19 protein-coding genes are annotated in these 21,897 nt (G+C 73.3%); 11 read left to right on the forward strand and 8 right to left on the reverse strand.

The features are described from left to right. The first annotated feature begins 417 nt into the window (after positions 1 to 417). A complete protein-coding gene (locus FHR36_RS10970) occupies positions 418 to 2,889 on the forward strand; it encodes a helix-turn-helix domain-containing protein (protein WP_253796027.1) in 2,472 nt (823 codons plus the stop codon). Between the two features lie 240 nt (positions 2,890 to 3,129). Here the strand turns inward: FHR36_RS10970 and FHR36_RS10975 are convergent, their stop codons facing one another. Continuing rightward, a complete protein-coding gene (locus FHR36_RS10975) occupies positions 3,130 to 4,602 on the reverse strand; it encodes a WXG100-like domain-containing protein (RefSeq protein WP_253796028.1) in 1,473 nt (490 codons plus the stop codon). A gap of 529 nt (positions 4,603 to 5,131) precedes the next feature. Here FHR36_RS10975 and FHR36_RS10980 point away from each other — a divergent pair. Together FHR36_RS10980 and FHR36_RS10985 are read left to right on the forward strand one after the other, a co-directional pair. Continuing rightward, on the forward strand, positions 5,132 to 6,175 hold the full coding sequence (locus FHR36_RS10980) for an alpha/beta hydrolase (RefSeq protein ID WP_407660826.1): 1,044 nt from the start codon (positions 5,132 to 5,134) through the stop codon (positions 6,173 to 6,175). A 381-nt stretch (positions 6,176 to 6,556) separates the two neighbouring features. Then, on the forward strand, positions 6,557 to 7,207 hold the full coding sequence (locus FHR36_RS10985) for a hypothetical protein (RefSeq protein WP_253796030.1): 651 nt from the start codon (positions 6,557 to 6,559) through the stop codon (positions 7,205 to 7,207). Positions 7,208 to 7,487: 280 nt separating this feature from the next. Here the strand turns inward: FHR36_RS10985 and FHR36_RS10990 are convergent, their stop codons facing one another. The 3 genes from FHR36_RS10990 to FHR36_RS11000 all read right to left on the reverse strand — a co-directional run bounded on the left by FHR36_RS10990 (position 7,488) and on the right by FHR36_RS11000 (position 9,718). Beyond that, the gene (locus FHR36_RS10990) at positions 7,488 to 8,135 is read right to left on the reverse strand and encodes a vitamin K epoxide reductase family protein (RefSeq protein WP_253796031.1); all 648 of its coding nucleotides are present in this window, start codon (positions 8,133 to 8,135) and stop codon (positions 7,488 to 7,490) included. 2 nt (positions 8,136 to 8,137) lie between these two features. Continuing rightward, a complete protein-coding gene (locus FHR36_RS10995; RefSeq protein WP_253796032.1) occupies positions 8,138 to 8,959 on the reverse strand; it encodes a DsbA family protein in 822 nt (273 codons plus the stop codon). Between the two features lie 114 nt (positions 8,960 to 9,073). Further along, positions 9,074 to 9,718 (reverse strand): hypothetical protein, encoded by a 645-nt coding sequence (locus FHR36_RS11000; protein ID WP_253796034.1) that lies wholly within the window; start codon positions 9,716 to 9,718, stop codon positions 9,074 to 9,076. Between the two features lie 177 nt (positions 9,719 to 9,895). Between FHR36_RS11000 and FHR36_RS11005 the strand changes: the two genes are divergently transcribed. Continuing rightward, complete coding sequence (locus FHR36_RS11005; protein ID WP_253796036.1) at positions 9,896 to 10,753, forward strand: CHAD domain-containing protein; 858 nt, start codon at positions 9,896 to 9,898, stop codon at positions 10,751 to 10,753. A gap of 24 nt (positions 10,754 to 10,777) precedes the next feature. Here FHR36_RS11005 and FHR36_RS11010 read toward each other — a convergent pair whose 3' ends face one another. Further along, positions 10,778 to 11,509, reverse strand: a complete 732-nt coding sequence (locus tag FHR36_RS11010) for a uracil-DNA glycosylase (protein WP_253796038.1) — start codon at positions 11,507 to 11,509, stop codon at positions 10,778 to 10,780. 133 nt (positions 11,510 to 11,642) lie between these two features. Here FHR36_RS11010 and FHR36_RS11015 point away from each other — a divergent pair, with 133 nt between their 5' ends. Both FHR36_RS11015 and FHR36_RS11020 read left to right on the forward strand, forming a co-directional pair. Further along, positions 11,643 to 12,602, forward strand: a complete 960-nt coding sequence (locus tag FHR36_RS11015; protein WP_253796040.1) for a slipin family protein — start codon at positions 11,643 to 11,645, stop codon at positions 12,600 to 12,602. 80 nt (positions 12,603 to 12,682) lie between these two features. Continuing rightward, on the forward strand, positions 12,683 to 13,105 hold the full coding sequence (locus FHR36_RS11020) for a CBS domain-containing protein (protein ID WP_253796042.1): 423 nt from the start codon (positions 12,683 to 12,685) through the stop codon (positions 13,103 to 13,105). Between the two features lie 90 nt (positions 13,106 to 13,195). Here FHR36_RS11020 and FHR36_RS11025 read toward each other — a convergent pair whose 3' ends face one another. Continuing rightward, a complete protein-coding gene (locus tag FHR36_RS11025; RefSeq protein ID WP_301329979.1) occupies positions 13,196 to 14,155 on the reverse strand; it encodes an SGNH/GDSL hydrolase family protein in 960 nt (319 codons plus the stop codon). Positions 14,156 to 14,304: 149 nt separating this feature from the next. Beyond that, on the reverse strand, positions 14,305 to 14,721 hold the full coding sequence (locus FHR36_RS11035; RefSeq protein WP_253796043.1) for a PaaI family thioesterase: 417 nt from the start codon (positions 14,719 to 14,721) through the stop codon (positions 14,305 to 14,307). A gap of 158 nt (positions 14,722 to 14,879) precedes the next feature. On the opposite strand from FHR36_RS11035, the gene FHR36_RS11040 reads away from it, so the two are divergent. The 5 genes from FHR36_RS11040 to FHR36_RS11060 all read left to right on the forward strand — a co-directional run bounded on the left by FHR36_RS11040 (position 14,880) and on the right by FHR36_RS11060 (position 20,325). Then, complete coding sequence (locus tag FHR36_RS11040) at positions 14,880 to 16,280, forward strand: amidase (protein ID WP_253796044.1); 1,401 nt, start codon at positions 14,880 to 14,882, stop codon at positions 16,278 to 16,280. A 123-nt stretch (positions 16,281 to 16,403) separates the two neighbouring features. Further along, positions 16,404 to 17,405, forward strand: coding sequence for a GlxA family transcriptional regulator (locus FHR36_RS11045; protein ID WP_253796045.1), 1,002 nt, complete (start codon positions 16,404 to 16,406; stop codon positions 17,403 to 17,405). Between the two features lie 85 nt (positions 17,406 to 17,490). Next, complete coding sequence (locus FHR36_RS11050; protein WP_253796046.1) at positions 17,491 to 18,234, forward strand: MBL fold metallo-hydrolase; 744 nt, start codon at positions 17,491 to 17,493, stop codon at positions 18,232 to 18,234. Positions 18,235 to 18,316: 82 nt separating this feature from the next. Further along, positions 18,317 to 19,621 (forward strand): cytochrome P450, encoded by a 1,305-nt coding sequence (locus FHR36_RS11055; RefSeq protein WP_253796047.1) that lies wholly within the window; start codon positions 18,317 to 18,319, stop codon positions 19,619 to 19,621. A gap of 182 nt (positions 19,622 to 19,803) precedes the next feature. Further along, the gene (locus FHR36_RS11060; RefSeq protein WP_253796048.1) at positions 19,804 to 20,325 is read left to right on the forward strand and encodes a hypothetical protein; all 522 of its coding nucleotides are present in this window, start codon (positions 19,804 to 19,806) and stop codon (positions 20,323 to 20,325) included. 102 nt (positions 20,326 to 20,427) lie between these two features. Here FHR36_RS11060 and pntB read toward each other — a convergent pair whose 3' ends face one another. After that, entirely contained in the window at positions 20,428 to 21,894 is a 1,467-nt protein-coding gene (pntB, locus tag FHR36_RS11065; RefSeq protein WP_253796049.1) for a Re/Si-specific NAD(P)(+) transhydrogenase subunit beta, read from the reverse strand. Positions 21,895 to 21,897 lie beyond the last annotated feature (3 nt).

The following is a 21,897-nucleotide window of genomic DNA, read 5'->3' on the forward strand; positions in this document are numbered from 1 at the left end:
TCCTTGATCTGGTTCGGTGCTCCGGTGCTCCGTGCTCCGGAACGACATGCGGGTGACGCGCCCACTGCGGCGGCGCCGCGGCCCGGACGCGCCCGCGCAGCAGCGCGAGGGCGCCGCCCGGGCCGGCACGCGACCTCCGCGTGGCCGTCCGACGGAAGGTCGCCGCGGCCCTCGCGGTAGTGCCGCACCAGCTCCCCACACCCTGCGAGGAGCGACGTCGCGGCATCCGGAAGTCGCGGTCGCCGCGCCGGCACTGACAGGCCGTCGGGATCCCTCACGGCGTGCGGCGTGCGGTCCGCCCCCGCTGCCGATCATGGCTTCGGGGTCGCGGCCGCTGACAGGCCATGGACCGGTCATCCGTGACCGGTCGTCACGATAGGCTCCGTGGTCGCACTTACCGCCCAGTAGGGAGTTGGATTGTCCGGGCCCGGAGCGACCCTGAAGCGACTGCGTATCGAGGCGGGACTGACGCAGGAGGAGCTGGCCGGCCGGTCCGGCGTCAGCGTCAGCACCATCCGCAGACTCGAGACCGGGAGACTCCAGGACCACCGGATGGCGACCCTGCGCCTGCTCGCCGATTCCCTGGGCGTTGCACCCGAGAGCCTGCTGCTGCCGGACCCCCGCACCGAACCGCCCTCGCCCGCGGAGGCGGCACCCCCCGCCGGGCCGACGGCCTCCGCGCCTGCCGCCGACCACGTCACCGACACCGCCCTGTTCCAGCAGCCATTCAAGGTCCACGGCCAACTCGCGGCCGCAGTCGAGAAGCTGGAGCGGGAGGTCAGGCGTCGCTGGCGGCTGGAGGAGGACCACCGCCGGGTGCACGACCCATTCGCTCTGCCGGTCCAGTGGCGGCAGGCCGATCCGGAACTCGTGGACCACTGGGAGAACATCCGGCGGCTCGGACCCGGCGACGCGCCGCAGCCTCTGGACCTTGCCGGCAACCTGGCAGAGGTGGCCGAGGTCTACCGGCGTGTGCCGTCGGGACGGCTGGTCGTCCTCGGCCGCGCCGGGGCGGGCAAGTCCGTGCTGGCGGTTCGGCTCGTCCTCGACTTGATCGAGAGCGGCTTTCCGCAGGTGCCCGTCCTGTTCAGTCTCGGCGCCTGGTCCCCTGACAGTGCGTCACTCCTGGACTGGCTCACGGACCAACTCCTGCGCGACCACCCCTATCTCGCCCAGCAGAGCCCGGACGGTCCCGGGACCCTGGCCGAGGCGCTGATCCACTCCGACGCCGTGCTGCCCGTACTCGACGGCTTCGACGAGATCGCCGCAGGCCTGCGCGACGCCGCCCTGCGCGAGCTCAACGCCACCTCCACGCCGCTGATCCTGACCAGCAGGGTCAAGGAACTGGCCGAGGCCGTCCGTACGGCCGGCGCCCCGCTCTCCTGGGCCGCCGGACTCGAACTCGCCGACCTCACCCCCGGCGACGTCGCGCGCTACCTGCCTCGAACCGTCCGCGCCGTCAACGCCCAGGACGCCCATGACGCTCGGCAGGACGCCCGGCAGGGTGACCGACCCGCGGACCCGCCCACCGTCCGGCAGCCGGCCGCCCAGGACCGCCACCGCTGGGGCGGCGTCCTGGAAGAACTCGAGCGCGCGGACTCGCCGGCGGGCCGCCGCCTCGCCGACGTCCTGAGCACACCCCTGATGATCACGCTCGCGCGCACCGTCTACAGCGAGTCGACCGACCGTGACCCCGCCGAGCTCCTCGACGCGACGCGGTTCCCGACCGTTCATGCGTTGGAAGCGCACCTCCTCGCCGGATTCGTGCCCACCCTCTACCGCCGCCTCGCCCCGCCCCGCACCGTCGTCGGTCGCCGGCGCAGCCCCCGTACCCCCGACCCGCAACGCGCCCAGCGCTGGCTCGGCGTTCTCGCCCACGGTCTCCTCACCGCCGATTACAACCACCAGGACCTCGCCTGGTGGCGTATCGGTGACTCACTGTCCCGCACCTCACGGCTGCTCGCCGTCATGCTCACCAGCGCGGTCTCCGCCTCGGTCGCGACCTGGCTGATGGGCTGGCTCTCCCCGATCCCGCCGATCGAGACCCTCCTCCTGGGTCTGCTGCTCGGCCCGGCGGCGGGGCTGGCCTTCGGCTGCGCCCACGCGCTCACCGTCGTCCTGGCCGGTCCCCGGACCCTCGAACCCGCACGCACCGTGCTACGCCTGCCCGGGAAGCGGCGTGACTCCCCGCGCCCGCCCCTTCGCAGCGTCGCCCTGCGGCTGGCCGCCGTGCTCGTGAGCGGATTCGTGATGGGCGTCGGCTGCGCCGTCGCCATGAGCACGGAACGCAGCCTGGTCTACCACTTCTCGATCACCGCGCCCCTAGCGATGGAAACGCTGCTCGTGAACATGCTGGTGTTCGGCGTGGTGTTCAGCCTCGCGGGCGTCCTCGCATTCGGACTCGTCGCGGCTCTCGAAGTGCCGCTCGACATCGCCTCGGCCGCGAGCCCCGCCACCCTGCTCGCCGAGAACCGGACCGCGGTCGGACGGCAGATCCTGGTGCTCGCCCCACTGCTGACGGTGACGATCGCCCTGGTGGGGCAGCTCGTGGTCGACCTGCTCCAGGGCACCGTCGGTCCGCTGAACTGGGGCCTTAAGGGCGGCCTCGGGGTCGGCGCCATCGGCGGCGTCGGCGGCGCCCTCGCCTACGCGGTGGGGTTCACCGCCTGGGGCCAGTGGCTGGTCATGGTGCGCCTCTGGCTGCCGCTGACCGGCCGGCTGCCCTGGGACGTGGTGACCTTCCTCGACGACGCCCACCGCCGCGGCGTGCTGCGTCAGGCCGGCGCGGTCTACCAGTTCCGCCACCAGCGCCTCCAGCACCACCTCGCCCACCTTCATCGGGGGGCCTCGACCCACTACGCCGAGGCGAGGCTCACCCAGGAGCCGTAGTGCTTTGCGCCGCATCGCCCCGAGGAATGTCGGCCCCGGGCGGCAGCTCCGGCATCCCAAGCGGGACAAGAGGCTCAAGCCCCCTCGGCCGCGGGCGCATCGACCGGGAGACTCGTCGGCAGCGGCCGTTCTCCCACACGTCGTTGCTCGACATCTCGAAGCGTGAAGAACGGCCGCGTCACATGCCCCCGGCCCCCGGAGCTCCGCCGGTCGAGTGACCAGCGGCGTCAAGCGTCAGGCTCAGGCGTCCGCGGTGTGGCGGCGCGTGTCCACGGCGGCAGCGTCGGGAAGCCCGACGGTGTCTTCGTCGAGGGCGTCCCGGCTGGGGCGGGAGGTGCCGTTCGCCTGCGCCGCCGCATCCCGTGCCCGTCCGGCGGCTCCATGGCTGCCCGGGTCGCCCTGGTGCGGCCCCCCGTCTGCCTGGCCGTACGGGGCGGCGCCAGGTATGCCGGGCGTCTGCGCAGTCGGCCGGCGGTCGAGAGGGCCGTGTTCGGCTCCCTGAGGGCGGGCTCCGAATCCGGCATCGCTCCTCGGCGGAACCTGGCCGGTGCCGTGGGGGCCTGCCGGGTGCGGGCCGCTCGCCGAGGCTCGCGCCTGCTGCGGGGCGGTGTCCCCCACAGGCCTGTCCGGCGCGTACGGTCCCGGGGGCCCCACCCGTACCGTTCCGCCACCGCCACCGCCACCGCCACCGCCACCGCCGACGACGAGGAGTCCGGCCGCGTCGGCGTGGTGGGGACCGGGATGCGCCCCGCCGGTCGCGGCAGGGCCTGTGCCATGTGTGCCATATGCGGCCATATCACCTGCCACACCTGCGAGTTGGAGCGATTTGGAGAAGGTCGGGGAGTCCTGCCCGGCCAGGATGCCGTGGATCTGCCGGGCGTGTGAATCCTCCTTCTCGGTGAGGTTCTGGGCCACCTTGTCCATCCCCTCGGCGGTGCCCCGGAATGAGCCGAGCAGCCGTTTGAGTACCTCGACGCCGATGGTGGTGGCGATCTGTTCGGCTGCGGCGATCACCAGCCTGCCGAACGCGTCCCCCGGATTGCCCAGGTCCAGGCCCTCGACGACGGTCCGGAAGGAACTGCCGTGGGAGTCGATGTCGTCGGCGTGTCCGCGCAGTTCGAGCGCGCAGGAGGCCAGCTGGGCCAGGTCGATCCCGAACCCGGCCCCGACACTGCCGGCCGCACCCGGCCCGCCGGCGGGCAGCAGCTGCTTGACGACGGTCTCCACCAGGTCGGCCACCGGTTGGGCCAGCGCCTGCCCGAGCGCCGACACCGCCTCCTCCAGGACGGTGGACAGGATCTGCCGACCAGCCGCGACGACGGCCGCGGTGCCCTCCGGCCCGATCAACGAGGAGGCCACCAGTTCACCCTGGGTGGCCACGAGTTGGACCACGGTGGCACCCTTGCAGCCCTCGATCACCAGAGCCGCCGCGTTGAGCGCATTGGCGGCGACACCGCAGGCCTCCACCACCAGGCCGGAGTACTTCGAGACGGTTCCCCACAGCTCGGCCAGCCTGTCCGCCGAAGTACCGTGGTAGACCTCCCTCAGCGCGGTCAGGGCCTTGTCCGCGTCCATCTGGACCGAGTCGATCGCCGAGGCAACTCCTCTGAGCCCGTCCGCGAGCCTGACCAGTTCGTCCTCGTTCACCCGGGGCCAGTCCAGCCCGACGAGATCGAGTATCCCGGCGAGCTCCGGCGGCAGCTCCAGTCCCATGCTTCTCCCTCCATCTGTCGTACGGCTGCGCACACAGCGGTGCTGCGGGGCGCTGCGCCGAACCCCGAGGCGACCGCACGGGCACCCCTGCCGGGCTGCGGCGTCCCAGCCAGGCGTTCCGATGGTGGTGTCTGCGTTGTTCCGGGAACAGGCCGAGACGCCGGTCATCTGTGACCGGTGCTTGCTCCGGACCGCTCGCCGGCGCTCGCAGCCATGGGCGTGGGGCCGCGCTCGGGTGGCAACGCCGGTTCAGTTCGTTGCCCCGGACCCGTGTTACCGCCGTCCCCTCCTGTCGCAAAGGGCCGACGGGTCGGCCGAAGCGCCGGTCGCCGGATGGGCACCGGTCACAAGTGGCCGGTCGCTGACCTGGTCGGTGGTCCGGGTCGGCCGACAGCATGACCAGGCATGGCACCCGTTTTCGCGTGCCGGTCATCAGCCGCATCGAGCAAAGGATTTCGCTTTGAAAACATCGAACAGGCCATTCCGGTGGGGCCGGGCCCTGCTCGCTTCCGTCGTCGCCGCCCTGACCATGACGGTGATGCCCGCCGCGCACGCCGGTACGCCGGCCCAGCCGCCGATGCCCGACGCGTTCAACCTGACCACCGTCGCGACCGACCCGGCGATCGTGGCGACGAACACCCCGACGAACTTCGTGATCACGGTGACCACCCCGCAGGTCGCGGGCACCCACCACATCCGGATCATCCTGCCGGCCGACTACTACACCAACACCGGCAAGCGCTACCCGGTGCTGTACTTCCTGCACGGGGCCAGCGACAACCCGGCCAACCCCTACCTGGCCTGGCCCGCCGTGCTGGATGCCTCGGCCCGCTCGTCGATGATCACCGTGGAGCCGGACGGCGGCCTGCGCGGCTGGTATGCGAACTGGCTGGACCAGGGCACGTCCGCCAAGGCGCAGAACTGGGAGAACTTCCACATCAACCAGGTGATCCCGTTCATCGACGCGGACCTGCGCACCATCCCGGACAAGGCGCACCGGGCGATCGCCGGCCTGTCGATGGGCGGCTTCGGAGCCATGCACTACGCCCAGGACCATCCCGAGCTGTTCAGCCAGGTCGCGTCCCTGTCCGGCGCGATCGACCTGTCGCGGGACTCGATGGACGTGCGGATGGCCGCGGTGGGCACCCTGACCAACGGAGCCGGCGTGCTGTGCGGATCGGCCTCGGACCCGACCTGCCCGAGCGGGTTCGGCCCGACGGTGTCCTCGGACGCGCTGTTCGGCACCCCGTACCCGTTCTCGGTCTTCTACCCGTTCAGTGACGTGCTGTGGAACGCCGCCGATCCGTCCACGCACATGGCGAAGCTGGCCGGAATGGGCATCTCCATCTACGTCGGCAACGGTGGCGGCAATCCCGTCAACATGGAGTTCTGGGCCGAGTCCGCCTCCGGGCATGTCAAGGCCAACCTCGACGCGCTGGGCATGCCGTACCACTACGTGGACTACGGCAACGGCGCCGGCTGGGGTGCCTGCGACGGCGGCCACGACGGCAAGTGCTGGGCGGCCGACATGGTCGACTTCGTCCCGCGCCTGGAGGCCGCGTTCGGGGCCTGAGAGGGGCATCCCGTGTGAGGTAGGCGGCATCAGGAAGCCGGTGCGGGGCGGACCTGGATGGTCCGGGGCGTGCGGGAGCGGACGCCCGCTCGGGCGCGGCGATGCCGATGGCCTTGAGCCGGGCCGTCATCGCGTCGGTGTCCGGCACCGTGGGGCGGGGGAGCGCAGCGTCGTGGAAGAGGCGGATCATCGCGTCGACGTCGGCCCCACGCCCCGCGGTGCGCGGGCATGTGAGAGGCCATTCTGAACCGGTGAGCCCGATTCCCGCAGTCGGCTTGGGTCAGGCACCGTCCTGGCGGTCACGTGGACCTTCGGCGGCTTCTACAGTGCCTCGAGGTAGAGCGGGCGGGGACGGTAGACCAGAAGGGCTGACTCAAGAACGTGGTGCGGATCGAGGAATTGGCGGACCTGAAGTCCGTCCATCAGCGCCAGGCGGCCGTCCTGGCCCTCTGGCGGTGGCGCGCGCCGATACTCGCGTTTGAATTGGATGCAGAGTGGGGCATCGACCGGTCCGTGCTGGAGTCGCTGTTCCGACTGGCAGCATCACCCGCTGGTGAACACTCGGATCGCGCATACCGGCGAGTAGTCGCCGAGCTGTGCACAGCCCCGCTCTTCACGTCCGAAGTCGACCCGGACACGGTCCAGCTCTTCCAGTTGGAGACCATCAGCAACCTGCTGACCTTCGGCGAACTGCTGGACAAGCCTGGCGTGGACGAAGTCGAGCGAGTGGTCGAAGCCTCGGCCGGCCTGGCGAGCTACCTTGACGGTCTCGTCGAGGACTCCTACTACTCTCATCCCTCGGAGGAAGCCCACCGTCAGTACCTCGCAGACCTGGCGGACCGGGCGGGCGAGGGCTATTTCGCGTCGCGCCACTTCGCTGTCGAGACCGCCTGTCATGGTGCTCTCGGGGTACTCCCCGGTTCCGCAGGGCTGCTCGACTCGCCGACGGGTCGCAAGTTGCTCGCGCTCTGCGAGGACTTCGGCGAAGAGCTCGTCACAACGATGCAGTGGCTCCGCAGGACGGGTCACTAGCGTCGTGAGCCGGATGGTAGGTGCGGCAGCCGTGGCGGACGGGTGGCCTGAACGCAGGGCTGCTACCGGCGGCGCTGGATGAACAGGCCCGCTTCCGTCTCGGCAAGGACGCCCAGGCTGACCAGGCGCTTGAGCGCTGCGGAGAGCGATGAGCGGGCACGTGCCGCGATCAGCAGGGCGCTGATCGCGGCACGTGCCCGCTCCGGCGGGGGCCTGGTGGGTGAGTGGGCCCGGAGGGGGCCATGTGTCCGGAACATGCGCCGCCGCAGGTCGGCGCGGTTCAGAGCAGGGTGCGCCAGTAGTACCAGAAGCGGTTGAGGATGAGGAGGGCGATCACCAGGTACCAGAGGGCGGGGGCGATCCATTGGAGGCCGCGGGTGCGGGCGAGCCAGTGGGGGGTGGGGAGGACGCCGGTGCGGAGGTTGTGGAGGGTGGTGTACCAGAAGAGGGGGAAGACGACGGCCCAGACGACCATGCAGTAGGGGCAGAGGGCGCCGATCTGGTAGAGGGCCTGGTTGATCAGCCAGACCACGAAGCCGACGCCGAGCAGGCTGCCGGCCTGGAGGCCGAGCCAGAACCAGCGGCGGTAGGCGGCGCCGGCGAGCGCTCCCGCCCCGATCGCGGTGATCGCGCCGAAGGCGGCGAGGCCGATCAGCGAGTTGGGGAAGCCGAAGGCCTCGGCCTGCGGGGTCTGCATGACCGAGCCGCAGCTGATGATCGGGTTGATGTTGCAGCTCGGCCGGTAGCCGGGGTTCTGCAGCAGCCGGATCTTGTCGAAGGTCAGCACGGCCGAGGCCGCGAGGCCCAGCAGGCCGCCGATCAGGAGCAGCCAGGCGTACGGGCGGCTCGGGGCGACCGGGCCGGCCGGGGTGGCGGGCGTGCCGGGGGTGACCGGGGCGTTCGGTGCGAGCGGGGCGGAGGCGCTCATGGTCAGCCGCCGATCGTCTGGCGGATCAGGGCGGTGTACTTGTCGGCGGCGAGCGGGGCGCCGTCCTGGCCGAAGACGTTGAGCTGCTTGCCGTCCAGGACCACGGTCGGGGTGCCGCGGACGCCGCTCTTGTTGAACGCGGCGGCGACCTTGTCGGCCCACGGCCGGTAGGTGCCCTCGGTGACGGCCTTGGTGAAGGCGTCGGTCTTCAGGCCGGGCACCTGGTCGGCGAGCTGGAGGATGCGGTTGACGTCGCCGAAGCCGTCCTGGCGCTCCTCCGGCTGGTTGGCGTAGAGCACGTCGTGGAACTGCTTGAACTTGTCCACGCCCTCGTTGAGCGCGGCGCCGGCCGCGGCGAGCGCGGTGCGCGAGCCCTGGCCGCCGAGGTTGTTGTCGAGGAACGCGGCCAGGTGGTACTCGATCTTGTAGGTGCCGTCGTCGGCGAGCTGCTGGACCGCCTTGCCGGAGGAGCTCTCCAGGTGCTGGCAGATCGGGCAGCGGAAGTCCTCGTAGACCTGGAGGGTGTGCTTGGCGTCCGGGTTGCCGTAGACCACGACGGTGCCGTCCGGGCCGGAGGTGTTGGCCGGGGTGACCACGGTGGTGGGGACCGGGCCGGCGGCGGGGGTGGAGCTGCCGTTGCCGTCGGCGGTGGAGATGGCGAGCGCGGCGCCGCCGGCGACCACGGCGACGACCGCCAGGACGGAGCCGCCGATCACGGCGCGGCGGCGAACGGTCGCCCGCTGGGCCTCGCGGCGCTGCGCCTCCTGGAGCCGCTCGCGGGCGGACTGGGCGGGCTTGGTGGACTGGTTGGGCTGCGTGGTCATGATCCGTCGACTCCTCGACGTACGGGCGCGCGCGGCGCGGCCTCGTACGGATGAAGGGAAAGGTGGGCTGGCGGAATCGCCGCCGACGGTCCCCGGGTCGTTCGAGGGACGGTGTCAGCAGGCGAGCGCGAGAGCCGGCGGACCGCGCCGTGGCGCGGGAGTGAGGAGAACGGCCTGCGGCCGCAGGGCGGCCTCCGCGCGCTCGGGCGCGGGGCGCAGCGCGGCGGGGCAGGCCGGGACCGCGGAGAGCAGCAGGGCCCGCCACGGCGCGGGGAGCAGCGAGTGCAGGGCGCGGACGGCTTCGCCGACGCCGGTCAGCGCCGCCTGGCCGAGCCGCAGCCAGGCGGCGGCGACCAGGGCCAGTACCAGGTGGACGGCCAGCACCAGCAGCTGCAGGCTGCCGGTCGAGCGGCCGGTCCAGTCGGCGAACAGCGAACTGCCGCCGACCGAGTCACCGCCGCAGACGAGGAGGTTCACCCCGTGCGACGGGGCGGCGGTGGTACAGGCGTCCTGGCCGAGGTTGAAGACCGTGTTCAGCAGCAGTTCGACCGGTACCAGCACGGCCGAGACCTGGAGGAAACGGTGGCGGGCGCCGTCCAGGACCAGCGCCAGCAGGAAGACCGCGAGCGAGGCGGCGGCCACCAGGGTGAGCGGCAGCGCCCGCCCGGTGATCACGACCTGGCCCAGCGCGGCCAGCGGCACGGCGAGCGCGGTGAACACCGCGGCCCGCAGGGCCCTGGTCGCACGGTTGTCGGTCATGGTTTCGGAGTATGCCACGGGAGGGGTGGCCGGGACGAGAACACGGACGGGTGGGTGAGGGAGACCACCCCGAGACCGACCTGGGAGGCCGCCGCTGCCCCTGGCCCTGAACGGTCGGCGCTGCCTGGCGGGGCCGAGGCGCGGGCATACGCTGGAAGCGGCGAGAGGTGGGTGGCCGTGGCGCGCAAGGTCAAGGGGACGGCAGGAACGGTGCTGGCCGCGCGGATCCGCGAGCAGGTCGACCAGATCACCGAGCTGGACCGGGCCGTCCGCGCCGACGAGGCCGATGCCGTGCACCGGATGAGGGTCGCCTCCCGCCGGCTGCGCAGCGCCCTGCGTTCCTACCGGGGACTGCTCGACGGTGACCCGGCGCCGGTGGTGGAGGAGCTGCGGTGGTTCGGCGGCGCCCTCGGGCACGCCCGTGACAGCGAGGTGCTGGCCGAACGGCTGCTCGCCCAGGCCCGTGACCTCCCGGCCGACGGCGGACGCGACGCCGTCGTCGCTGACCTCACCCGCTGGGCCGAGCGGCAGCAGCGGCAGGCCCGGCCCGAGGTGATGGCGGTCCTCGACAGCCCCCGGTACCAGCTGCTCGTCGAGACCCTCGCCGAACTCGCCGCCGACCCGCCGCTCGGCCCCCGCGCAGAACGTCCCGCCGGGCCGGAACTCACCCGTACGCTGCGCCGCGAACGGCGGCGGACCGACGACCGGATCCGCGCCGCCCGGAGCGCCGAGCCGGGCGAGGCGGTCGAGTCGGCCCTGCACGCGGCCCGCAAGGCGGCCAAGCGGGCGCGGTACGCCGGTGAGGCGGCGGGGCCCGCGGCGTCCGACTTCACCGAGCGGATGAAGACGCTGCAGGACCTGCTCGGGCGGCACCAGGACGCGGTGGTCGCGGCGGCCGAGGTGCGGGTGCTGTCCGACGGGGGGTTCGGCTACGGGGTGCTGTACGGCCGGCAGGTGGAGGAGGCGGCGCAGATCCGAGCGCAGCTGCCCGAGGCGTGGCGGGCGGTGAAGGGCAAGCCGCAGCGGCTGCGCTGAGCGGGAGGGCCGACCGCGTGGGGGTCAGCCGAGGCTGAGGCCGGCGGTGCGGGCGGCGGTGGCGAGCAGGTGGTCGAGCATCTGCGGGGTGAGGCGGCCGGTGTAGGTGTTGCGGGGGCTGACGTGGAAGCAGCCGAAGAGGTGGAGCGGTGGGCCGTCGTCGCGGGCGGGGAGGGTGACGTGGGTGCCGTGGCCGAAGGCGGGGCGGGGGCGCGGGACGTCCCAGCCGGCCGCGTCGAGGGCGGGGAGCAGCGACTGCCAGGCGAAGCCGCCGAGGGCGACGACGGCGCGGACGGTGGGGCGGAGCAGTTCGAGTTCGCGGACGATCCAGGGCCGACAGGTGTCGCGTTCGGCGGTGGTGGGCCGGTTGTCCGGCGGGCAGCACCGCACCGGGTCGGTGATCCGTACGCCGTGCAGGCGCATGCCGTCGTCCCGCCAGGTGGCGTGCGGCTGGGAGGCGAGGCCGAGACCGTGCAGGGCGGCGTACAGCAGGTCGCCGGAGGGGTCGCCGGTGAAGATCCGGCCGGTGCGGTTGGCGCCGTGGGCGGCGGGGGCGAGGCCGACCAGGACCAGGGGGGCGTCGACGGGGCCGAAGCCGGGGACGGGGCGGGCCCAGTAGTCCTGGCCCAGGTAGGCGCGGCGCTTGGTGCGGGCGGCCTCCTCGCGCCAGGCGACCAGCCGGGGGCAGTCGCGGCAGTCGACCACCAGGGCGTCGAGCTCGGCGAGGCTGCGGGTGGCCGCGGCGCGGTGTTCCATGCCGCCGATCGTAGGCGGAGGGTGCGGCCGGCCGCGGGTGTTCGTGTCCGTCGGCGGCGGGCGTTCGCGGAGTAGCGTGGAGGTACGGGCCCGGAACGGGTCCGTGGCGGTTCTGCCCGACCGAGGTGACGCGATGATCGTGATCGACGCAATCGTGGCGGCGGTGCTGGTGCTGGCCGTGTACGCCGGGCTGAGTGTCCGGACGGTGCAGCAGTTCCAGCGCGGGGTCGTCTTCCGGTTCGGCCGGGTGGTGGACCAGATCCGGGGTCCGGGGCTGACCCGGATCATCCCGGTGGCCGACCGGCTGTACAAGGTGAACGTGCAGATCGTGACGATGCCGATCCCCGCCCAGGAGGGCATCACCCGCGACAACGTCACGGTGCGGGTCGACGCGGTGGTGTACTTCAAGGTGGTCGACCCGGTGAAGGCGATCGTCAACGTGCAGGACTACAAGTTCGCGATGTCGCAGGTCGCGCAGACCTCGCTGCGCTCGATCATCGGCAAGAGCGAGCTGGACGACCTGCTGGCCAACCGCGAGCCGATCAACCAGGGCCTGGAACTGATGCTGGACAGCCCGGCGCTGGGCTGGGGCATCCAGATCGACCGGGTGGAGATCAAGGACGTGGCGCTGCCCGAGTCGATGAAGCGCTCGATGGCCCGGCAGGCCGAGGCGGACCGCGAGCGGCGGGCCAGGATCATCACCGCGGACGGCGAGTACCAGGCGTCGACCCGGCTGTCGGAGGCGGCGGCGATCATGAGCGCCACCCCGGCGGCACTCCAACTGCGGTTGCTGCAGACGGTGGTGGAGGTCGCGGCGGAGAAGAACTCGACCCTGGTGCTGCCCTTCCCGGTGGAGTTGCTGCGTTTTCTGGAGAGCGCGACGGAGAAGAACGGGCAGGCCGCGGCGTCGAAGCCGCAGCAGGTCGAGCAGGTGGAGGCGGTGATCGAGCAGCTGGAACTGCCGTCCCTGGACGAGGTGCTGGCCGCCGATCCGCTGCAGCCGCCGGTCGCCGACCAGCTGCCGTCCGCGGACGGGAACCCGGTGCGACCGCCGGACGGGAACCCGGTGCAGCCGCCGGCCGACGCGCGGTGACCACCGGGGCCCCGGTGGCGGCCCCGGACGGCCCGGCCGACGATGGTGGGGGGACCTGCGGGACGTCGGGAGGCCGGACCATGACCACTGCCGGAGAGATCATGCACCCGGGGGCGGAGTGCATCGGAGACCAGGAGACCCTCGCCGACGCGGCCCGGATCATGCGGGAGCGCGACGTCGGGGCGCTGCCGATCTGCGGGGAGAACCAGAAGCTGCTGGGCATCCTCACCGACCGGGACATCGTGTTGAAGTGCGTCGCCGAGGGACGCGACCCGAACACCGTCAAGGCGATCGAACTGGCCCTGGGCCGTCCGATGGTGATTGAGGAGGACGAGGACGCCGAGCTGGTGCTCGAGGTCATGGAGAAGAACATGGTCCGGCGGCTCCCGGTGATCAACCACCCGGACCACAAGCTGGTCGGCATGATCAGCGAGGCCGACATCGCCCGGCACATGCCGCAGGAGCGGGTGGCCGAGTTCGTCTCCGCGATCTGCGCGGAGTGAGGCGGAGTGAGGCCGGGGTTGATCGGGACGGGCTGACGGCGGGGCGCAGGACGTGGTCCGGCGCCCCGCACGGGCGTGCCCGGGGAGCGGTCAGAGTTCGGCCAGGAACGTGTCGGCGATGACCTGGTAGCCGGTGTCGTTGGCGTGGATGTCGCCGCGGGCCATGTTGGTCCACTGCATGATGCGGGCCACGTTGAGCGGCACCTGCGTGCCGCCCAGCGGGACCATCGGGAGGAAGGCGTTGGTGGCGAACGCGGCGCCGACGTCCGCGGTGGGCACGTGGTGGGCGGCGTCCACCCGGTCGATGGTCGCGTTGAGCGCGTCCGCCAGCGGGACCGACAGGGTGGCCAGCGCCCTGCCCTGGTCGCCGGTCAACCAGGCGGCCAGGAACGGGTCGTAGAGGTTCATCCCGACGATCCGGGTGTGCGGTCCGGCGGCGGACCGCAGTTCGCCGAGGATCCGGTCCAGGTCGCGGTCGACGGCGGCGATGCCGTTGACGGCGCACGGCAGGTTCAGCTGCCCGCCGGAGGCGCAGCCGTCGACGTTGTTGGCGCCGATGTCGATGGTCACCACGACCCGGTCCTTGCGGTGCGCCTTGAGGTAGGAGACCGCCGCGGCCAGCTGGGAGCCCGCGTACGGGTGGGGGTAGGGGCAGCCGCCGTGGATCATGGTGCCGGTGTCCTCGCCGGGGCAGCCGAGGTCGGTGAAGGAGAACGGCCGGCCGGCCGCCTCCGCCCGGTCGCCGAGGGTGCGGGCGAGGTCCTGGGCGTAGCCGCGACCGACCACGTGGCCGCCGCCCGGGGTGGACTGGTAGCCGGCCGCGAGCGAGTCGCCGAGGGCCAGGTAGTGGGTGGCGGGATGGTTGCGCGCGGACTCGGCCGAGGCGGCCGAGGCGGGGGTGGCGGTCGCCAGGCCGAGCGCGGACGCGGTCAGGACCGCGGCGGCCAGCAGGCGGCCGGGGCGTCGGCTGCGGCCCGTCCGGGCGGGGGCGGTTCCAACGGCGGGGCCGGTGGGTCTGGCGGGGGTGGATGCGGGCACGGCGGTGGGCATGCGGCCTCCAAGTAGGGCCGGCCGGTGGGTGGTTCGGCTCGGCCCGGTGAGGCTACTGCGCGGTACGCCGCGCCCGACAGGGGTCGGACACGGGCAAACCGGAGCGGGCAAACGGGAGCGGGTCGACGGCGCGGGAGTCCGGGGATGGCTCAGCCCGGGAAGGCGTACACCGTGGAGGCCTGCGCGGCCGGCTCGTCGGCGCCCTCGGCGGTCATGGTGACGTCCACGAAGGCCAGGCGTCGGCCGAGCTTGGTCACCCGGGCGCACACCAGCACGTCGGCGCCCACCACCGCGCGCTGGAAGCTGGTGGACTGCTGGATGGTGGTCATCGGGCCGAAGCCGCCGAGCGCCGCCGAGAGCGCGACCACGGTCGCGGTGTCGGCCGCCGCCATCAGCGCCTGACCGGACAGGCCGCCGCCCTCCCGGGCCAGTTGGTCGGACCAGGGCAGGCGCAGCACCGCGTGCCGCTCGCCGGTCTCGGTCACCGACAGCCCGAGCGCCTGTACCCAGGGCGCGAAGTTGTCCGCCAGAATCTTGTCCGCCTCGACGGTGGTGAGAGTCGCCATGGCTGGATGGTAGGGCTCGGCGGGTGCGCCGTCACCGACGTCGACACACCGATGTCGACAGAGCGGGTGCGGGCGGCGGGGGTGTGCGGTGATCGGATCCGGGCTTAGACTGCGGCCGCGCAGAGGAGTTACCGGCCGGTAGGAGTGGGGGAGTTCGGATGGCGGACGAGCGGGTGCACGCGTTCGGCGACGATGCGCTGGGCGAGCACGACGCGGTTGGCCTGGCGGCGCTGGTGAGGTCCGGGGAGGTCTCCGCCGAGGAACTGGCCCGGGCCGCCGCCGAACGGGCCCGGAAGGTCGACGCGGCCCTGGAACCGGTGGCCTTCGCCGCGTACGGGAAGCCGGTGGCGCGCGCCGAGCGCAGCGCCCCGCTGTACGGCGTACCCAGCTTCCTGAAGGACAACGTCGACCTGCGCGGCATGCCCACCGGGCAGGGCAGCGCGGCGTTCCGGGCCCGGCCCGCGCGGCGGACGGCCGGCTTCGCCGTGCAGTTCCTCGGCACCGGGCTGAGCGTGCTCGGCAAGACCAGGCTGCCCGAGTTCGGCCTCAACGCCTCCACCGAGTACGCCGCCGCCGACCCGGTGCGCAACCCCTGGCGGACCACCCACTCGCCCGGCGCCTCCTCCGGCGGCTCGGCCGCGCTGGTGGCCGCGGGCGTCGTCCCGATCGCCCACGCCAACGACGGCGGCGGCTCCATCCGGATCCCCGCCGCCTGCTGCGGGCTGGTCGGCCTCAAGCCCACCCGAGGCCGGCTGGTGGCCAACGAGCAGGGCCGGCGCCTGCCCATCGACCTGGTCACCGACGGCGTGGTGACCCGCTCGGTCCGCGACACCGCCGCGTTCTTCGCCGCCGCCGAACGCCAGCACCGCAACCCCGTGCTGCCCGCCCTCGGCCTGGTCGAGGGCCCCGGGAAGGACCCGCTGCGGATCGGCCTGCTGATCGACTCGCCGACTGCCACCGCGGACGCCGACACCCGCCGCACGGTCGAGGCGACCGCCGCCCGGCTGGAGGCCATGGGCCACCGCGTCGAGCCGGTCGAGCTGCCCTTCGGCCGCCAGTTTCAGCAGGACTTCACCGCCTACTGGGGCTTCATCGCCTTCCTGATCGCCGCCACCGGCAAGCTGATGCACGACCCGGGCTTCCGGCCCGGCCGGCTGGACGGGCTCACCTCGGGCCTGCGGCGCGGCTTCCAGCGCGAGTTCACGCGGCTGCCCGGCGTGCTGCGCCGACTCCGGCAGATGGAGCAGCCCTACGAGGACCTGTTCCGCACCCACGACGCGATCCTCTCCCCGGTGCTGGCGCACGTCCCGCCGCCGCTCGGACACCTCAGCCCGAACGTGCCCTTCGACGAGCTGATCGAGCGTCTCCACCACTACGTCGCCTACACCCCGGTCAACAACGTGACCGGCGGCCCCGGCATCGCCCTGCCGACCGGTGCCACCGCCGAGGGACTGCCGGTCGGCGTCCACCTCTCGGCCGCCCGCGGCCAGGAGCGGATCCTGCTGGAGCTGGCGTACGCGCTGGAGGCCGACCGGCCCTGGCGGCGGATCCAGGACTGACCCGCGCCCGGCCCGGCCCGGCTTGACCCGGCCCGGCGTGGCCCGCGGCGGTGGGGCCGACATGTCCGGATGTGACAGAACGGGGTCGTTGCGGACGTCCGCGGCAGCCGGGACGATTTCGGTGTGCCCGGAACCCGCAGAGTCGTCATCGCCGCCTTCCCCGGAGTCGAGTTGCTGGAAGTGACCGGCCCGGCCGAGGTGTTCTCGGTCGCGTCCCGGCTGGCGGCCGCCGCCGGGGCGGCCGGCTACCGGGTGGAGGTCGCCGCGCCGCAGGCGGGTGAGCTGACGACCGCGGCGGGGATCCGGCTGGTCGCCGACCGGGAGCTCGCCGGGGTGCGCCCCGGGACGGACACCCTGCTGGTGGCCGGGGCGATCGCGCCGGGCGCGGACGGCCGCTTCGAGGCGGTGGTCCCCCCGGCCGTGGTGGCGTGGCTGGGCGGGGCCGCCGCCGATGCGCGGAGGGTCGGCGGGGTGTGCGCCGGCGTCCACCTGCTGGCCGCGGCCGGGCTGTTGGACGGCCTGCCCGCCACCACGCACTGGCTGACCGCGGACCGGCTCGCCGCCGACCACCCCGGGGTGGCGGTCGACCCCGAGCCGATCTTCATCCGGGCCGGCCGGATCTGGACCTGCGCCGGGGTGACCGCGGCCATGGACCTGGCGCTCGCCATGGTCGCCGAGGACCTCGGTCCCGAGCTGGCCCTGGCGGCCGCCCGGGCGATGGTGATGTACGTCAAACGCCCGGGCGGGCAGAGCCAGTTCAGCGTGCCGCTGTCGGTGCAGACGGTCTCCGACGACCGGATCGACCGGCTGCGGCGGTGGATCGACGAGCACCCCGCCGCCGAACTGTCGGTGGAGGAGATGGCCGCCCGGGTCCACCTGAGCGCCCGCCACTTCGGCCGGGTCTTCCGGCAGCGGACCGGGCGCACCCCGGCCGCGTACCAGGAGGAGGTGCGGGTGGAGCTGGCCCGGCGCCTGCTGGAGGAGACCGGCGACGGCCTGCCGGAGATCGCCCTGGCCAGCGGGCTCGGCTCGGTCGAGACCCTGCACCGCGCCTTCCGCCGCCGCCTGGGCGCCACCCCGGCCGAGTACCGGCGCCGCTTCCGGCCGCACCCGGCCACCGTCTGACCCACGCTCTCGCCGCCGCCCTGCCGCCCCGCGCGCCAGGGCCGACCGGCCTGCCCCGAACCGTCCCGAGAAGGAGCTCACCGCCATGTCCGTGACCAAGGTCGTCGCCATCCCCGTCCTGGGCCGGCACACCGTCAACGCCCATCTGCTGCTGGGCCGCCACCCCGTCCTGGTCGACGCCGGCATACCCGGAACGGGCCGGCTGATCCACGACCGGATCGCCGCCCACGGCGTGGACCCGCAGGACCTGCGCCTGATCGTGGTCACCCACGGCCACCTCGACCACTTCGGCTCCGCCGCCGAACTGCGCCGCCTCACCGGCGCCCCGATCGCCGGGCACGCCGCCGACCTCGGCCCCTACCGCACCGGCCGGGTCCGCGAACCGTACCTGCCGACCGGCCCGATGGGACGGCTGATGGCCCGCAACCCCAAGCTGCACGTGCGCGCCGAGCCGTTCGAGCCGGACCTGCTGGTGCACGGCGAGACCTCGCTGGCCGACCACGGCGTGGACGGCCGGATCGTGCCCACCCCCGGCCACACCGCCGGCTCCGTCTCGGTGCTCACCGACGACGGCGAGCTGGTGGCCGGCGACCTGCTCGCCAACTCCTTCATGGGCCTGATCGAGGGCCGGCCCGCCAACCCGCCCTTCCACGACGACCCGCTCGGCAACCTGGCGAGCCTGCGGGCCATGCTCGCCCTCGGTCCGACCCGCCTGCACGTCGGGCACGGCACTCCGCTCGACCCCGCACGGGCGGCCCGCTGGGCCGAGCGCGAGCAGCGCAGGCTGGAGCGGCTCGCCGCGCGCGGCCGGCTCCGCACCCGGGGCTGAGCGGACGTCAGCCGGTGCGGACGGTCGCTCCGGCCGTAAGCGATCTGGTGCACGCCGGGGTCTCGGCGTACCGTCGGTCGCTGTGACCCTCGACCAGGCGCGGGTGAACCGCATCTTCCTGCCCGGCACCTACGCCGACGGCGTCCCGTACGAGCTGCTGCGCGAGCTGCGGGCCGAGGCGCCGGTCCGGTGGGTGGAGGAACCGCCGGTCGGCAACTGGCCCGCCGGGCCCGGGTACTGGGCGGTGCTGCGGCACGCGGACGTCAAGTACGTGCTGCGCACCCCGGACGTCTTCTCCTCGCACCTGGGCGCCACCCAGATCCGCGACCCCGACACCGCCGCCGACCTCGACTTCGCCCGCACGATGATGCTCAACCAGGACCCGCCCGACCACTCCCGGCTGCGCCGGATCGTCGCCGGCGCCTTCACACCCCGGGCGCTCGGCGAGCTGAGCGCGGCGATCGAGGACCACGCCCGGACCCTGGTGGCGGACGCACGCAAGGACGGCGCCGCCGACTTCGTGCAGCTCGCGGCCGACCTGCCGGTACGCACCCTCGCCTGGATCATGGGTGTGCCGGAGCAGGACCGGCAGCTGCTGGTCGACTGGGCGAACCGGGTGATCGGCTACCAGGACGCCGACTACGCCCACGCCCGCTCCGCCGACCCGGCGCACCTCACCGACATCGGCCGGGCCGCCGTCGCGCACCGGCCGACGACCATGACCACCCCCGACGGCCGTCCGGTCAACCCGCGCTCCCGGGCCGCCCTCGCCGACATGTTCGCCTACGCCCACGCGCTGGCCGAGGCCCCGCGGCCGGGCAGCGTGCTGGCCCGGATGCGCGACGGCGGGCTGAGCACGGAGGAGTTCGAGACCACCTTCTTCCTGTTCGCGGTGGCCGGCAACGAGACCGTCCGCAACGCCCTGCCCGGCGGCCTGTACACCCTGCTCGGCCACCCCGAGCAGTACCGGTTGCTGTGCGAGCGGCCCGAACTGACCGCCTCGGCGGTCGAGGAGATGCTCCGGTACTGGCCGCCGGTCGTGGACTTCCGGCGCACCGCCGCCCGCGACACCGAACTCGGCGGGACGGCGATCCGGCGCGGCGACAAGGTGGTCGTCTACCACGCCTCCGCCAACCGCGACGAGACCGTCTTCGCCGACCCCGACGCCTTCGACATCGCCCGGACCCCGAACGACCACGTCAGCTTCGGCTACGGCCCGCACTTCTGCCTCGGCGCCCAGCTGGCCCGGGTCCAGATGCGGGCGCTGCTGCGACGGGTGGTCACCGAGCTGCCCGAGCTCCGGCTCGACGGCGCACCGGTCCGGCTGGTCTCCAACTTCCAGAACGGTCTCAAGCACCTGCCGATCCGGTGGTCGCGGGGGGTCTGACCCAGGCCGCCGAGGACGGTCGGGAGCGGCCGGGAGCAGCCGGGAACGGCCGGGACGAGCCGGTTCGGTTCCGCTGACGCGCAGGCGCACAATGGAGGGGCACGGCAGGCGGAGGGACCGGTACCGGCGGTGACCGAAGGGTCACCGAGGGCATCCGGTCGAGCGGCCAGCGGGAGGAATTCATGGCGACAGCTCCCGGCCCGTCACGGAGCACCCGATGGACCGTCTCCCGGCTTGCCCGCGCCGTCCACCGGGCCGGTGCGCCGCAGCCCTCGCCCGCCCCCGACCGGACGGCCCAGCTGACCGCCCTCGCGGTGGTGCTGGCGGACGCCTCCGCCGAGCAGCCGCTGGCGGACTGGGCGGTCGCCGCCTGCGGGGAGGCCGGACCGGTCGCGGCCACGGTCGCGCAGACCGCCGGACGGCAGGCCGCGCGGTACTCGCAGCTGGCCGGCCGACTGCGGGCGTTGCCCGCCGACGGCGAGGTCGCTGCGCTGAGGGAGCGGGCGCTGCGGCTGGTCGCGTACCACCAGTGGATGCTGCGCCAGTGCGCCAACCTGGCGTTCACCACGCACCCGGACGAGCGGACCGAGGAGGCCCGCCGACGGATCAACGGCCTCGGTGCGCCGGGGAACCGGCTGCGCGAGCTGCACGAGCAGGTGCGGGCCGAGGCCGCCCGGGCCCTCGAGGAGACGGCCCGGTTCTGAAAGCCCGGTACGGTCCGCGTACCCGCCCGTGCACCGAAATGCCTCGGGCGCCGTCCGGCCGGAGGTGGCCGAAGGCGCCCGAGGGACGTGAACCGCTGCCTGCTACCGGCCGGCCGTGGTGGCCTGGCGGGCGGCGGGCGCCGGGGTGCGCGGCCCGTCGGCGTCGAGGGCGCGCAGGATGCCCTCCACGCTCTCCTTGGCGTCGCCGAACAGCATGCTGCTGTTCTCCCGGAAGAACAGCGGGTTCTGCACGCCCGCGTAGCCGGAGGCCATCGAGCGCTTGAACACGATGACCTGCTCGGCCTCCCAGACCCGCAGCACCGGCATGCCGGCGATCGGGCTGGCCGGGTCCTCGGCCGCGGCCGGGTTGACCGTGTCGTTGGCGCCGATCACCAGGACGACCGAGGTGCCGGCCAGGTCGTCGTTGATCTCGTCCATCTCCAGCACGATGTCGTACGGCACCTTGGCCTCGGCCAGCAGGACGTTCATGTGACCGGGCAGCCGGCCGGCGACCGGGTGGACGCCGAAGCGGACCTCGACGCCGCGCTCGCGCAGCCGGCGGGTGAGCTCGGCGACCGGGTGCTGGGCCTGGGCCACCGCCATGCCGTAGCCGGGGGTGATGACCACGGACCGGGCCTCGGTGAGTAGCTGGGCGGCCTCCTGGGCACGGATCTCGCGGTGCTCGCCCTCCTCCTCGGCGGCGCCGGACGGGGCCTCGATGCCGAAGCCGCCGGCGATGACGGAGAGGAAGGACCGGTTCATCGCCTTGCACATGATGTACGACAGGTAGGCACCGGAGGAGCCGACCAGCGCACCGGTGACGATGAGCAGGTTGTTGTTCAGCAGGAAGCCGGCGGCCGCGGCGGCCCAGCCGGAGTAGCTGTTCAGCATCGACACCACCACCGGCATGTCGCCGCCGCCGATCGAGGCGACCAGGTGCCAGCCGAGCGCCAGGGCGAGCACGGTGACCGCGATCATCAGGCCGAGGTTCGGGCTGACGGTGAACCACACGGTCAGGGCGGCGAAGGCGAGCAGCGCGCCGACGTTGAGCGCGTTCTTGCCGGGCAGCACCAGCGGGCGCGAGGCGATCCGGGCGGACAGCTTGAGGAACGCCACGATGGAACCGGTGAAGGTGACCGCGCCGATGAAGATGCCGATGAAGACCTCGGCGTGGTGGATGCGCACCAGTTCGGCGGCGATGTGGGCCGGGCCGGAGCCGTGCGCCTCGACCTCGAGGTAGCTGTTCCAGCCGATCAGCACCGCGGCGAGGCCGACGAAGCTGTGCAGCACGGCGATCAGCTCGGGCATCTGGGTCATCTCGACCCGCCGGGCCCGCCACAGGCCGATCGCGCCGCCGCCCGCCATCGCGAGGACGATCAGGGCGACCGCGCCGGCGCTGATGCTCCGGGACGCCACCACGATGGTGGCGACCAGGGCGAGGGCCATGCCGGCGATGCCGTAGACGACGCCGGCGCGGGAGGTCCGGTGCTGGGAGAGACCGGCCAGACTGAGGATGAACAGCAGCGCGGCGACCAGGTCCGCGGCATGGGCTGCCGTTGTGGAAGTCATCGG

This window comes from Kitasatospora cinereorecta, assembly GCF_024172095.1.
Lineage (GTDB): Bacteria > Actinomycetota > Actinomycetes > Streptomycetales > Streptomycetaceae > Kitasatospora > Kitasatospora cinereorecta.